This window comes from Streptomyces incarnatus (genome assembly GCF_001027185.1).
Lineage (GTDB): Bacteria > Actinomycetota > Actinomycetes > Streptomycetales > Streptomycetaceae > Streptomyces > Streptomyces puniciscabiei.
The window spans coordinates 6,362,411-6,375,763 of sequence record NZ_CP011497.1 but is presented as its reverse complement, the minus strand read 5'-3'; the positions used below and the strand labels follow the sequence as shown (position 1 = coordinate 6,375,763).

The window sequence follows — 13,353 nt, the reverse complement described above, 5'->3', positions numbered from 1 at the left end:
ACGGAGCCGGGCCCATGGGCGAGCAGCAGCAGGTGAGATTCCCGCAGGAGGTCATCGACGAGTACGCGGCGCTCGGTGTCGACCTGCCCGCCCTCTTCTCGGCCGGGCACCTCGGCACGCGCATGGGCGTGCAGATCCTGGAGGCCTCGGCGGAGAAGGTCGTCGGGACCATGCCGGTGGAGGGCAACACCCAGCCGTACGGCCTGCTGCACGGCGGCGCCTCCGCGGTGCTGGCGGAGACGCTCGGCTCGGTCGGCTCCATGCTGCACGGCGGCAGTTCGAAGATCGCCGTGGGCGTGGACCTGAACTGCACGCACCACCGCGGGGTGCGCTCGGGCCTGGTGACCGGTGTGGCCACGCCGGTGCACCGGGGCCGGTCCACCGCGACGTACGAGATCGTGATCAGCGACGAGCAGGGCCGCCGGGTGTGCAGCGCCCGGCTGACCTGCCTGCTGCGGGACGTGAACAAGGGCGACGCCGCGCACGTCCAGGGCAGCGGCGCCTGACAGCGACCGGCGGGGGCCGGCCGGCTCCCGCCGGTCCGTCGTGCCCGGCGAAGGGACTGCTCCGGGACTGCTCCCTGTAGCGGCCCGCCGCTGGACACGAACCTCGCACACGGAAGACCAACAGGCGACTTTCACCAGTGAATTGACGATCCGTCGGCGCCAACCGGCCCCGATCGGCGGCCCGGTGGACCGCCTCCGCTCCAGTCGCACGCACCACCCCGGCCCCCCACCCATGGCCCAACACCCGTGGCGCACCGCACCTGGCGGCCCGTCACGCGGCTCCGCCGCCGGCGCGAAAAACGCGGGGAAGTCCCGAAGCCCCGCCCGCCGGCCACGCCCCCGGCCCGGCCCCTCCAGCCCTGTCTTCCGCCCCGCCTTCCGGCCGGTTTTCTTTTTCGTGCATGTAACCCTACGTAATGTGCATGCAATACGCATTCATACTTTCACTTCCGGGCCGGCCGATACACAACACCACCCGAGCCCCGGAAGTTACCTGCAGCAACGGCATTGTGTAATCACCAAAACGCCCGAGACGCCTGAACCGATGGAGGCGAGGCCTGCGGGTTCTCAGAATGCGGACGGGGTGAATCGGGCCGAATTCCTGCTTTCCCCCCACGCAGTACCGCTCTGCATTACCTCGTGTCATAACAAGAGCGTCACAGCCTTGGTCAAGCACTCCTCCACGTTCCTCACACACGCTTAGAGTCACCGCCAGTCACCGCTCCATAGGGAGTTCGGTACCGGCCGGCATCCCCAGTCCCCTGCCAGGGGCGGATCGTGCCTGCGGAAAGGATCGATAGTGCGACAGCGTTCTCTGGTGATTCTTACCTCCGTGCTGACCACCGGAGCTCTGACTCTCACCGCTTGCGGCTCCCGCAACAACGACAGCAAGGGCGGCGACAGCGGCAACGTGACCGTCACGATCGGCGTCGACGCTCCGCTGACCGGCCAGAACTCCGCGACGGGCCTGGGTATTCAGTACGGCGCGCAGATCGCCGTCGACGACGCCAACAAGAACAAGACGGTCCCGGGCGTCACCTTCAAGATCAAGGCGCTGGACGACAAGGCGATTCCCGCCACCGGCCAGCAGAACGCCACCCAGCTCGTCTCCGACAAGAGCGTGCTCGGCGTCGTCGGCCCGCTCAACTCCGGTGTGGCCACGCAGATGCAGCAGGTCTTCGCCACCGCCAACCTGGTGGAGATCTCCCCCTCCAACACCAACCCCGAGCTCACCCAGGGCAAGAACTGGCAGACCAGCAAGTCCCGCCCGTTCAAGACCTACTTCCGCACCGCCACCACCGACGCCCTGCAGGGCGCCTACGCGGCGGACTACGCCTACAACGGCGTCCACGCGAAGAAGGCGTTCGTCGTCGACGACAAGCAGACCTACGGCGCGGGCCTCTCCAAGATCTTCACGGAGCAGTTCACCAAGCAGGGCGGCAAGGTCATCGGCACCGACCACGTCAACACCGGCGACCGTGACTTCTCCACCCTCGTCACCAAGATCAAGAACTCGGGCGCCGACCTGCTCTACTACGGCGGCCAGTACGACGAGTCCCAGGTGCTGACCAAGCAGCTCAAGGACGCCGGCGCCAAGATCCCGCTGTTCGGCGGTGACGGCATGTTCACCCCGACCTACATCAAGACCGCCGGCAAGGCCGCCGAGGGCGACCTGGCCACCTCCATCGGCGTCCCCGTCGACACCCTGCCCGCCGCCAAGGACTTCGTGGCCACCTACAAGGCCAAGAAGTACCCCGGCGACTACGGCACCTACGGCTCCTACGCCTACGACGCCGCCACCGCCATCATCAAGGCCGTCGGCCAGGTCGTGAAGGACGGCAAGCTTCCGTCCGACGCCCGCGCCCAGATCGTCGACGCCGTCCAGAAGACCTCCTTCGACGGCATCTCCGGCAAGATCTCGTTCGACGAGTACGGCGACACCACGAACAAGCAGCTGACCGTCTACCAGGTCAAGAACGGCGAGTGGAAGTCCGTCAAGAGCGGAACGGCCAGCCCGAAGTAAGCCACCCGAGCACATCGCCTCACCAGGGCCGCGCGGCGCAGACCACCGTCACCGCGCGGCCCGCCTTCTACCGCCCCCTTGACTCTCCCCACCACATGGAGGCCATGCGGTGAACACCCTGCCGCAGCAGCTGGCCAACGGGCTGTTCCTCGGCTCGATGTACGGGCTGATCGCCATCGGCTACACGATGGTGTACGGCATCGTCCAGCTCATCAACTTCGCCCACGGCGAGATCTTCATGACCGGAGGCTTCGGCGCCCTCACGGTCTACCTCGTCCTGCCGGACGGCATATCCATGTGGATAGCCCTGCCGGCGATGCTGATCGGCGGTGCACTGGTCGCCGTGCTCATCGCCGTCGGCGCGGAACGTTTCGCCTACCGCCCCCTGCGCGGCGCGCCACGCCTCGCACCACTGATCACCGCGATCGGCCTGTCGCTCGCCCTGCAGCAGGCGGTCTTCAACTGGTACCACGTCGACGGCGACGCCAAGTCCGCCCGAGTCTTCCCGCAGTTGCCCTTCGGGCCCCTGCACCTCGGCTCCGTGACCGTGCAGAGCGGTGACGTCTTCCTGATCATCGCCGCCCCGGTCTGCATGGCCGTCCTCGCCTTCTTCGTCCGGCTCTCCCGCACCGGCCGCGCCATGCAGGCCACCGCCCAGGACCCGGACACCGCCCAGCTGATGGGCATCGACACCAACCGCATCATCGTCATCGCCTTCGCCATCGGCGGCTTCTTCGCGGCCGTCGCCGGCGTCTCCTACGGCCTCAAGTACGGCTCCGTCTCCTACGACATGGGCTTCATCGCCGGCCTGAAGGCGTTCACCGCCGCCGTCCTCGGCGGCATCGGCAACATCTACGGCGCCATGCTCGGCGGCCTCGTCCTCGGTCTCGCCGAGGCCCTGGCCACCGCCTACATCGCCAACATCCCCGGCATGCACCAGCTCGGCGGCCAGGGCTGGGCGGCCGTGTGGGCCTTCGTCCTCCTCATCCTCGTACTCCTCTTCAGGCCACAAGGCCTGCTCGGCGAACGCGTCGCGGACAGGGCGTGAGCAGCATGACCGACACCACCACCGAGACCACCGCCACCACCCCGGAACCCGCCGCCCGCGGGCCCCTCCCGCTCCCGCCGGCCGCCGCCCGCCTGCTCATCGCCGCCGGCGCGATCGGCACCATCGCCAGCACCTTCCTCAGCTGGACCTGGACCCCGAACTTCCCCGGCGATCTGACGATCTACGGCTACCCGGCCGGCCTGCAGGTCATCGCCCTCGTGGCCGGCGCCCTCACCCTGCTGTACGGGCTCACCCTCTGGAACGTACGAGGGCTCGGCCCGCTGAACCCCGGCAAGGCCACCAGCCCGGTCCTCCTGATCGCCCTCTCCGCGTTCGCCGTCTGCTGGTTCACCGGCATCGCCATCGCCGTCGACCTCGGCGGCCTGGTGAACCTGGACCCCGGCGCCTTCGTCGCGATGGCCGCCTCCGCACTCCCCGTCCTCGGCGCCCTCGCCCTGCCCCACCCGGCCCCCGGCACAGGCCTGAAGGGCTACCTCAGCAAGCCCGACCAGCCCCGGCCCCGCACCCTCTCACCACTCGCCGAGCGCGCCGCCATCACCATCGGCACCGCTCTCGCCCTGGTGGTCTTCACCTACGGCATCGGCATCAACGACGACGACAGCGAAACCTTCATCGGCTTCCTGCTCGTCCTCGTCCTCGCCTCCTGGGGCCTGGTCCACGCCGGCCTCCTCGACCGGTTCGCGACGATGTCCGCCCACCACAAGGGCTTCGCGACGACCCTCGCCTTCATCGCCGCCGTCATCTTCCCGTTCACCCAGAGCGACGACCACAACGCCAACATCGGCGTCAACATCCTCATCTTCGCCACCGTCGCCCTCGGCCTGAACATCGTCGTCGGCCTCACCGGACTGCTCGACCTCGGTTACGTCGCCTTCCTCGGCGTCGGCGCCTACGCGGCCGCCCTGGTATCCGGCTCCGAATACTCCCCGTACAACGTCCACTTCCCCTTCTGGGCCGCCGCCCTCACCGGCATGGCCGCCTCGCTGGTCTTCGGCGTCCTCATCGGCGGCCCCACCCTGCGGCTGCGCGGCGACTACCTGGCGATCGTCACCCTCGGCTTCGGAGAGATCTTCCGCATCACCGTCAACAGCCTGGACGGCACCTCCGGACCGAACGTCACACGCGGCCCCAACGGCATCACCCAGATCCCCGACATCAAGATCTTCGGATTCAACCTCGGCGACGCCCACGACATCGGCGGATTCACCCTCGGCCGGTTCGCCAACTACCTCTTCCTGATGCTCCTCATCACGGCGATCGTCGTGCTCGTCTTCACCCGCGCCGCCGACTCCCGCATCGGCCGCTCCTGGATCGCCATCCGCGAGGACGAGACCGCCGCCACCGCCATGGGCATCAACGGCTTCCGGGTCAAACTCATCGCCTTCGCCCTCGGCGCCTCCCTCGCGGGCCTCGCCGGCACCGTCATGGCGCACGTCAACTACAGCGTCAACCCCCAGCCGTACCAGTTCGCCGGCGCCGCCCCGCCCAACTCGGCCTTCCTCCTGGCCGCCGTCGTCCTCGGCGGCATGGGCACCGTCAGCGGCCCACTGCTCGGCGCCAGCGTCCTCTACCTGGTCCCGGAGAAGCTCCAGTTCCTCCAGAACTACGAGCTGTTCGCCTTCGGCCTCGCACTGATCCTGCTCATGCGCTTCCGGCCGGAGGGCATCATCGCCAACCGCCGCCGCCAGCTGGAGTTCCACGAGACCGGCCAACTCGACGTACCGGAACAGAAGACGCTGACCGACGAGGCGGCCGTCAGCAAGGCAGGGGCGTAAGGAACCATGACGACACCCGTACTCGAAGCCCGCGACGTCACCATGCGCTTCGGCGGCCTCACCGCCGTCCGGTCCGTCGACTTCACGGTCAACAGCGGCGAGATCGTCGGCCTCATCGGCCCGAACGGCGCCGGCAAGACCACCTTCTTCAACTGCCTCACCGGCCTGTACGTCCCCACCGAGGGCACGGTCGCCTACCAGGGCAAGGTGCTGCCGCCCAAGCCGCACCTGGTGACACAGGCGGGCATCGCCCGCACCTTCCAGAACATCCGGCTGTTCGCCAACATGACCGTGCTGGAGAACGTCCTCGTGGGCCGCCACACGCGGACCAAGGAAGGCCTGTGGTCCGCCCTGCTGCGCGGCCCCGGATTCCGCAAGGCCGAAAAGGAGTCCGAGGCCAAGGCCATGGAACTCCTCCAGTTCGTCGGCCTCGCCGCCAAGCGCGACCACCTCGCGCGCAACCTGCCCTACGGCGAGCAGCGCAAGCTGGAGATCGCCCGGGCACTGGCCAGCGAGCCCGGCCTGCTGCTGCTCGACGAACCGACGGCCGGCATGAACCCGCAGGAGACCCGGTCCACCGAGGAACTCGTCTTCGCCATCCGGGACAAGGGCATCGCCGTCCTCGTCATCGAGCACGACATGCGCTTCATCTTCAACCTCTGCGACCGGGTCGCCGTACTCGTCCAGGGCGAGAAACTCGTCGAGGGCACCTCCGACGTCGTACAGGCCGACGAGCGGGTCGTCGCCGCCTATCTGGGTGAGCCCTTCGAGGGCGACCCGGGCGAGGCGGAAGCCGCGGAGGTCGAGGCCGCGGAGGCCGTAGCCGCGGAAGCCGAAGCCGAAGCCGCGGAGGCCGAAGCCGCAGAAGCCGAAGCAGAAGCCGCAGAAGCCGAAGCCGCGGAAGCCGAAGCCGAAGCCGAGGCCGCGGAAGCCGCCGCGGACCCCGACACCGGCACCGAACCGGCCGAAAACGCGGAGAGCACCAGCACCACCAAGGGAGAGGCCCAGTGACCGCACTGCTGGAGGTCGAAGACCTCAGGGTCGCCTACGGCAAGATCGAGGCCGTCAAGGGCATCTCGTTCAGCGTCGAAGCCGGCCAGGTCGTCACCCTCATCGGCACCAACGGCGCCGGCAAGACGACCACCCTGCGCACCCTGTCGGGCCTCCTCAAGCCCACATCCGGGAAAATCGCCTTCGACGGCAAACCCCTCACCGGCGTCCCCGCACACAAGATCGTCGCCCTCGGACTCGCCCACTCCCCCGAAGGCCGGCACATCTTCCCCCGCCTGACCATCGCCGAAAACCTCCAGCTCGGCGCCTTCCTCCGCAAGGACAAGGACGGCATCGACAAGGACATCCAACGCGCCTACGACCTCTTCCCCATCCTGGGCGAACGACGCAAGCAGGCCGCAGGCACCCTCTCCGGCGGCGAACAGCAGATGCTGGCCATGGGCAGGGCACTGATGTCCCGGCCCAAACTGCTGATGCTGGACGAGCCCTCCATGGGCCTGTCACCGATCATGATGCAGAAGATCATGGCCACGATCGCCGAACTGAAGTCCCAGGGCACCACCATCCTGCTCGTCGAGCAGAACGCCCAGGCGGCACTCTCACTCGCCGACCACGGCCACGTCATGGAAGTCGGCAACATCGTCCTCTCCGGCACCGGGCAGGACCTGCTCCACGACGAGTCCGTCCGCAAGGCCTACCTCGGCGAGGACTGACCCGTACGACGACGCCGGCCCGCGCCCCCTTCCCCGGGGCGCGGGCCGGCGTCGTACACCTACAGGTCAGCCCTTCTTGGCCGCCTTCTTCTCCTCGTTGTCCGCGATGACCGCCTCCGCCACCTGCTGCATCGACATCCGGCGGTCCATCGAGGTCTTCTGGATCCAGCGGAACGCGGCCGGCTCGGTCAGGCCGTACTCCGTCTGCAGGATGGACTTCGCACGGTCCACCAGCTTGCGGGTCTCCAGACGCTGGGTGAGGTCGGCGACCTCCCTCTCCAACTGCTTCAGCTCCGTGAAGCGGGACACCGCCATCTCGATGGCCGGGACCACATCGCTCTTGCTGAACGGCTTGACCAGGTACGCCATGGCACCGGCGTCCCGGGCCCGCTCGACGAGGTCACGCTGCGAGAAGGCGGTGAGCATCAGCACCGGCGCGATGGACTCCTCGGCGATCTTCTCGGCGGCCGAGATCCCATCGAGCTTGGGCATCTTCACATCCAGGATGACCAGGTCCGGCCGGTGCTCGCGGGCCAGCTCGACGGCCTGCTCACCGTCCCCGGCCTCGCCGACGACGGTGTACCCCTCCTCCTCCAGCATCTCTTTGAGGTCGAGCCGGATCAGGGCCTCGTCCTCGGCGATGACGACACGGGTCGTCAGCGGAGGCACGTGCGACTTGTCGTCGTCGGGCGCGTCTACGGGCTGGGGCGACTCGGGGGCGGTCACTGAGGCTCCTTGGTCCTGGGCAGGGTACTGCTGACAAGAGCCTACCTAGCTGCGCTTCACATCGGTGACCCGGTACACTCCTCCAGGGTTACCGAGCCGGGTTGGCGCAACTGGTTGACGCGGAGGTCTCAAACACCTCTGTCCGAAAGGACGTGTGGGTTCGAATCCCATACCCGGCACTTTAAGCGGAGGATCACGTTCGCGTGGTCTTCCGCTTTTTGCTGCATGGGGTCACGATCAATCACGCACAGTGGCCGCATGAACTTCCATGGCACTGAAGTGCGACAGAAGGCCCTCGTACTGCTGCGCGGCGGAGCGAAGAACGCGGACGTGGCACGCAAGCTCAACGTGCCCAACGGGACGATCAGCTACTGGAAGCACATGGACCGAGCGAAGCGCGGTGAGTGTCCGGGCCGGCACGAGCCGAAGTGCCCCCGGTGCGACGGACGTGAACTCGACAAGCCGGCCTACAGCTATCTGCTCGGCCTCTACCTCGGCGATGGCCACATCAGCCACTATTCCGAGCACAGGGTACCCAACCTCATGATCACCTGTACGGAATCATGGCCTGGTCTCATGGACGACTGCGAGCAGGCCATGCGCGCGGTCTTTCCCGAGAACTCCGTCTGCCGCGTCCGCAGGACCGGCTGCCGCAACGTGAAGGTCTACTCGAAGCACCTGCACTGCCTGTTCCCCCAACACGGCCCCGGCAAGAAGCACGAGCGCTCAATCACCCTCGAACCCTGGCAGCAAGCCATCGTGGACGCCCACCCTTGGGACTTCATCCGCGGCCTCATCCACTCCGACGGCTGCCGGATCACCAACTGGACGACCCGCATGGTCGCTGGTGAGCGCAAGCGGTACGAATACCCGCGCTACTTCTTCACCAACAAGTCGGACGACATCAGGAAGCTCTTCACGAATGCCCTCGACCTGGTCGGAGTCGAGTGGACCACACTGGCCCGCGGGAGCGATCCGTTCAACATCTCCATCGCCCGCAAAGCCTCCATAGCCCTCATGGACGCCCACGTCGGCCCGAAGTACTGACCCTCGCCCCACCTACTTCGGGCTGTCGTCCTCCCCGATGTGGTGCACCCTGACCATGTTGGTCGAGCCGGAGACGCCGGGCGGGGAGCCGGCCGTGATGACCACGATGTCGCCCTTTTCGCAGCGGCCGTACTTCAGGAGGAGTTCGTCCACCTGGTCGACCATGGCGTCGGTGGAGTCGACGTGCGGGCCGAGGAAGGTCTCGGCGCCCCAGGTGAGGCTGAGCTGGGAGCGGGTGGCCGGTTCGGGGGTGAAGGCCAGGAGGGGGATCGGGGAGCGGTAGCGGGAGAGGCGGCGGGCGGTGTCTCCGGACTGGGTGAAGGCGACGAGGAACTTCGCGCCGAGGAAGTCGCCCATCTCGGCCGCCGCGCGGGCGACCGCGCCGCCCTGGGTGCGGGGCTTGTTGCTCTCCGTCAGCGGGGGCAGGCCCTTGGCGAGCATGTCTTCCTCGGCCGCGGCGACGATCTTGGCCATGGTGCGTACGGTCTCGACGGGGTATGTGCCGACGCTGGTCTCGCCGGAGAGCATCACGGCGTCCGTGCCGTCGAGGACCGCGTTGGCGACGTCGGAGGCCTCGGCGCGGGTGGGCCGGGAGTTGTCGATCATGGAGTCGAGCATCTGGGTGGCGACGATGACGGGTTTGGCGTTGCGCTTGGCGAGCTTGATCGCGCGTTTCTGCACGATGGGTACCTGTTCGAGGGGCATTTCCACGCCGAGGTCGCCGCGGGCGACCATGAGGCCGTCGAAGGCGGCCACGATGTCGTCGAGGTTGGTCACGGCCTGTGGCTTCTCGATCTTGGCGATGACGGGGAGGCTCCGGCTCTCCTCGGCCATGATGCGGTGTACGCCTTTGGCGTCGTCGCCGCTGCGGACGAAGGAGAGGGCGATGATGTCGAAGCCGGTGCGCAGGGCCCAGCGCAGGTCTTCCTCGTCTTTTTCGGACAGGGCGGGGACGGAGACGGCGACGCCGGGGAGGTTCAGGCCCTTGTGGTCGGAGATGATGCCGCCTTCGATCACGCGGGTGCGTACGCGGGGGCCGTCGACGGCGGTGACCTCCAGGCAGACCTTGCCGTCGTCGACGAGGATGCGTTCGCCGGGGGTGACGTCGGTGGCGAGGCCGGCGTGGGTGGTGCCGCACTGGTGGCGGTCGCCGTCGGTGTTCTCTTCGACGGTGATGGTGAAGGTGTCGCCGCGTTCAAGGAGTACGGGGCCTTCGGTGAAGCGGCCGAGGCGGATCTTCGGGCCTTGAAGGTCGGCGAGGATTCCGACGCTGCGGCCGGTTTCGTCGGCCGCTTTGCGGACTCGCCGGTATCGCTCCTCGTGTTCGGCGTGGGTGCCGTGGCTGAGATTGAACCGGGCGACGTCCATTCCGGCGTCGACCAGGGCTTTGATCTGGTCGTACGAGTCGGTGGCGGGTCCCAGAGTGCAGACGATCTTTGCTCGGCGCATATCTCGAGCCTAGGCCTTACCCGCGGGTAGAGAATCGGCTCCACATGGCCGCTCAACAACCTTTGGGTGAAGGCTCATTGACAAGTGTTGAATTGTGCGACCACTCGCTCCGATGAGCGAATTTCCGTGGTCACCTTTCGTCGACGAGGGGTGTGAGGTGTTGTGGGTGCCGGGATGGTGGCACTCGGTGCCGGTCTTCCTGGAGGCCGAAGGTGGTGAAGGCCGTGCGGTCGGCGGTCGGGTATGGATCTTTTCCGGTGAGGGTGTTGAGGATGGTGGCGCTGCGCCAGGCGGCGAGGCCGAGGTCGGGTGCGCCTACGCCGTGGGTGTGCAGTTCGGCGTTCTGGACGTACACGGAGCCGGTCACGGACGGGTCGAGGACGAGTTTGAACTCTTCGTCGATGCGGGGGCGTTCGCTGCTGTCGCGGCGGAGGTAGGGGTCGAGCCCTGCGAGGATGCGGTCGAGGGGGCGCTCGCGGTATCCGGTGGCGAGGACGACCGCGTCGGTGGTGAGCCGGGAGCGGCTGTCCTGCTGGAGGTGTTCCAGGTGGAGTTCGACCTTGGTGGTGGCGATGCGGCCGGCGGTGCGGACGCGGACGCCGGGGGTGAGGACGGCGTCGGGCCAGCCGCCGTGCAGGGTGCGCCGGTACAGCTCGTCGTGGATGGCGGCGAGGGTGCCGGCGTCGATGCCTTTGTGCAGTTGCCACTGGGCGGTGACCAGCCGGTCCCGGACGGGTTCGGGGAGGGCGTGGAAGTAGCGGGTGTAGTCGGGGGTGAAGTGTTCCAGGCCGAGCTTGGAGTACTCCATCGGGGCGAACGCCTCGGTGCGGCCGATCCAGTGCAGCTTCTCCCGTCCGGTGGGGCGGTGCCGGAGCAGGTCGAGGAAGACCTCGGCGCCGGATTGTCCGGAGCCGACGACGGTGACGTGTTCGGCGGCGAGGATCTCGGTGCGGTGGTCGAGGTAGTCGGCGGCGTGGACGACGGGTACGCCCGGGGCGTCCACCAGCGGTTTGAGCGGGTCGGGTACGTGGGGCACGGTGCCGATGCCCAGGACGACGTTGCGGGTGTAGGTGCGGCCCAGCGCTTCGGCTTCGCCGTCGGCGTCGAGTTGGGTGTGGTCGACTTCGAACACGTCGCGTTCGGGGTTCCAGCGGACCGCGTCGACCTGGTGGCGGAAGCGCAGTCCGGGCAGGCTCTGGGCGACCCAGCGGCAGTAGGCGTCGTATTCGGCGCGCTCGATGTGGAAGCGCTCGGCGAAGTAGAAGGGGAAGAGGCGCTCGCGGGTGCGGAGGTAGTTCAGGAAGGTCCAGGGGCTGGTGGGGTCGGCGAGGGTCACCAGGTCGGCGAGGAAGGGTACTTGGATGGTGGCGCCCTCGATGAGCAGGCCGGGGTGCCAGTCGAAGCCGGGGCGCTGTTCGTAGAAGACGGCGTCGAGTTCGGCGAGCGGGTGGGCGAGGGCGGCGAGCGAGAGGTTGCACGGGCCGATGCCGACGCCGACCAGGTCGCGGGGGGTGGTGGGCTCGTGGTGTGGGGGGTTGGTCATGCGGGGGTGCCTTCTTCTGCGAGTTTGAGGAGCTGGACGAGGTCGTCCGGCTGGGTGTGGGGGTTGAGGAGGGTGGCTTTGAGCCAGAGGCGGCCGTCCTGGCGGGCGCGTCCGAGGACGGCCCGGCCTTCGTGGAGCAGCCTGCGGCGTACGGCGGCGACGTCGGCGTCGGGGGCGCCGGCGGGCCGGAACAGGACGGTGCTGATGGCGGGCCGGTCGTACAGCTCGAAGCCGGGGTGCTCCTCGATGAGCGTGGCGAACTCTTCGGCGTGTGCGCAGACTTGGTCGACGAGGGCGCCGAGTCCGGTGCGGCCGAGGGTCTTCAGGGTGACCGCGATCTTGAGGATGTCGGGGCGGCGGGTGGTGTGCAGGGAGCGGTCGAGCAGGTCGGGGAGTCCGGCCTCGGTGTCGTCGGCGGCGTTCAGGTAGTCGGCGTGGTGGTGGAGTGCGGCGAGTTCGCCGGGGTGGGCGACGGCGAGGAGGCCTGCGGGGACGGGCTGCCAGCCGAGCTTGTGCAGGTCGAGGGTGAGGGTGTGGGCGGTTTCCAGCCCGGCGAGCTTGTGGCGGTGCCGGTCGCTGAAGAGCAGGCCGCCGCCGTAGGCGGCGTCGATGTGCAGGCGGGCGTGGTGTGTGGCGCACAGGCCGGCGATCTCGGGGAGCGGGTCGATGAGGCCGGTGTCGGTGGTGCCGGCGGTGGCGGCGACGAGCAGCGGGCCGGGGAGCGTGGTGAGGGCCTGGTCGAGGGCGGCGAGGTCGAGGGTGCCGCCGGGGGCGGGGACGACGACGGGGTCGGGCAGGCCGAGCAGCCAGGCGGCGCGGGGCAGCGAGTGGTGGGCGTTGGCTCCGCAGACCAGCTGGACGCTGCCGCCCAGGGTCTCGCGGGCGAGCAGCAGGGCGAGTTGGTTGGACTCGGTGCCGCCGGTGGTGACGAGGGCGTCGGTGAGGTGGGCGGCGCGGGCGAGGGCGCGGGTGACGGCGGCTTCCAGGGCGGAGGCTGCCGGGGCCTGGTCCCAGGAGTCCAGGGAGGGGTTGAGGGCGCTGACGGCGAGGTCGGCGGCGGTGGCGACGGCGAGCGGCGGGCAGTGCAGATGGGCGGCGCACAGCGGGTCGGCGGGGTCGGCGGCGCCCTGGGCCAGGGCGTGCACGAGGGCGCCGAGGGCGCCGGGGTCGCCGTGCTCCGGCAGGGCGTCACCGAGGACTTCGGTGACGCGTGCGGCCACGGCCTCCGGGCCCCCGCCGGGCAAGGGCCCGCCGCGTGCCCGGGCACCGGCGGTGAGCGCGTCGAGGACGGTGCCGAGGAGGGGGCGCAGGGTCCCGGGGCCGTGCGGGCCCGAGGCGAGGGGCGGTGTGGGCTGGGGTTCCGCACCGCTCATCGGCTGTCCCTCCGCTCGTGGGCCGACCCTGGCGCTTGCGGCGTTCGCGGGTCGTTGGGTTTCCAGGTTGTACGGGAAGTGCCCCGTGTGTCCTGAAAGTTCAACGAGCGGAACCCGA

At 68.7% G+C, this 13,353-nt stretch carries 11 protein-coding genes and 1 tRNA gene; 8 read left to right on the top strand and 4 right to left on the bottom strand.

Annotation, left to right across the window (positions count from 1 at the left end; translation table 11 throughout):
- The first annotated feature begins 14 nt into the window (after positions 1-14).
- The 6 genes from ABB07_RS28790 (at position 15) to ABB07_RS28765 (ending at position 7,097) form a co-directional block, all read left to right on the top strand.
- Positions 15-506: a hotdog fold thioesterase gene (locus ABB07_RS28790; RefSeq protein WP_208901443.1), complete on the top strand. Its 492-nt coding sequence runs from the start codon at positions 15-17 to the stop codon at positions 504-506.
- Between the two features lie 799 nt (positions 507-1,305).
- Entirely contained in the window at positions 1,306-2,529 is a 1,224-nt protein-coding gene (locus ABB07_RS28785) for a branched-chain amino acid ABC transporter substrate-binding protein (protein WP_244189549.1), read from the top strand.
- Positions 2,530-2,638: 109 nt separating this feature from the next.
- Entirely contained in the window at positions 2,639-3,577 is a 939-nt protein-coding gene (locus tag ABB07_RS28780; protein ID WP_208901442.1) for a branched-chain amino acid ABC transporter permease, read from the top strand.
- Positions 3,578-3,582: 5 nt separating this feature from the next.
- Positions 3,583-5,373, top strand: a complete 1,791-nt coding sequence (locus ABB07_RS28775; protein ID WP_208903661.1) for a branched-chain amino acid ABC transporter permease — start codon at positions 3,583-3,585, stop codon at positions 5,371-5,373.
- 6 nt (positions 5,374-5,379) lie between these two features.
- A complete protein-coding gene (locus tag ABB07_RS28770) occupies positions 5,380-6,384 on the top strand; it encodes an ABC transporter ATP-binding protein (protein ID WP_208901441.1) in 1,005 nt (334 codons plus the stop codon).
- The gene (locus tag ABB07_RS28765) at positions 6,381-7,097 is read left to right on the top strand and encodes an ABC transporter ATP-binding protein (RefSeq protein WP_208901440.1); all 717 of its coding nucleotides are present in this window, start codon (positions 6,381-6,383) and stop codon (positions 7,095-7,097) included. Before ABB07_RS28770 ends, ABB07_RS28765 begins: the two co-directional genes overlap by 4 nt.
- Positions 7,098-7,163: 66 nt before the next feature.
- On the opposite strand, the gene ABB07_RS28760 is transcribed toward ABB07_RS28765, so the two are convergent.
- Positions 7,164-7,823, bottom strand: a complete 660-nt coding sequence (locus tag ABB07_RS28760; RefSeq protein WP_208901439.1) for an ANTAR domain-containing response regulator — start codon at positions 7,821-7,823, stop codon at positions 7,164-7,166.
- 95 nt (positions 7,824-7,918) lie between these two features.
- On the opposite strand from ABB07_RS28760, the gene ABB07_RS28755 reads away from it, so the two are divergent.
- Positions 7,919-8,002, top strand: a tRNA-Leu gene (locus tag ABB07_RS28755).
- Positions 8,003-8,081: 79 nt separating this feature from the next.
- Positions 8,082-8,870, top strand: coding sequence for a helix-turn-helix domain-containing protein (locus tag ABB07_RS28750; RefSeq protein WP_208901438.1), 789 nt, complete (start codon positions 8,082-8,084; stop codon positions 8,868-8,870).
- Between the two features lie 12 nt (positions 8,871-8,882).
- On the opposite strand, the gene pyk is transcribed toward ABB07_RS28750, so the two are convergent.
- From pyk to ABB07_RS28735, 3 genes are all read right to left on the bottom strand, one after another.
- Positions 8,883-10,319 carry a pyruvate kinase gene (gene pyk / locus ABB07_RS28745; RefSeq protein WP_208901437.1) on the bottom strand — a complete coding sequence of 479 codons (1,437 nt, stop codon included), beginning with the start codon at positions 10,317-10,319 and terminating at the stop codon, positions 8,883-8,885.
- Positions 10,320-10,449: 130 nt separating this feature from the next.
- Positions 10,450-11,862 (bottom strand): lysine N(6)-hydroxylase/L-ornithine N(5)-oxygenase family protein, encoded by a 1,413-nt coding sequence (locus tag ABB07_RS28740; RefSeq protein ID WP_208901436.1) that lies wholly within the window; start codon positions 11,860-11,862, stop codon positions 10,450-10,452.
- Entirely contained in the window at positions 11,859-13,235 is a 1,377-nt protein-coding gene (locus ABB07_RS28735) for a pyridoxal phosphate-dependent decarboxylase family protein (RefSeq protein WP_208901435.1), read from the bottom strand. Before ABB07_RS28735 ends, ABB07_RS28740 begins: the two co-directional genes overlap by 4 nt.
- Positions 13,236-13,353: the final 118 nt, after the last annotated feature.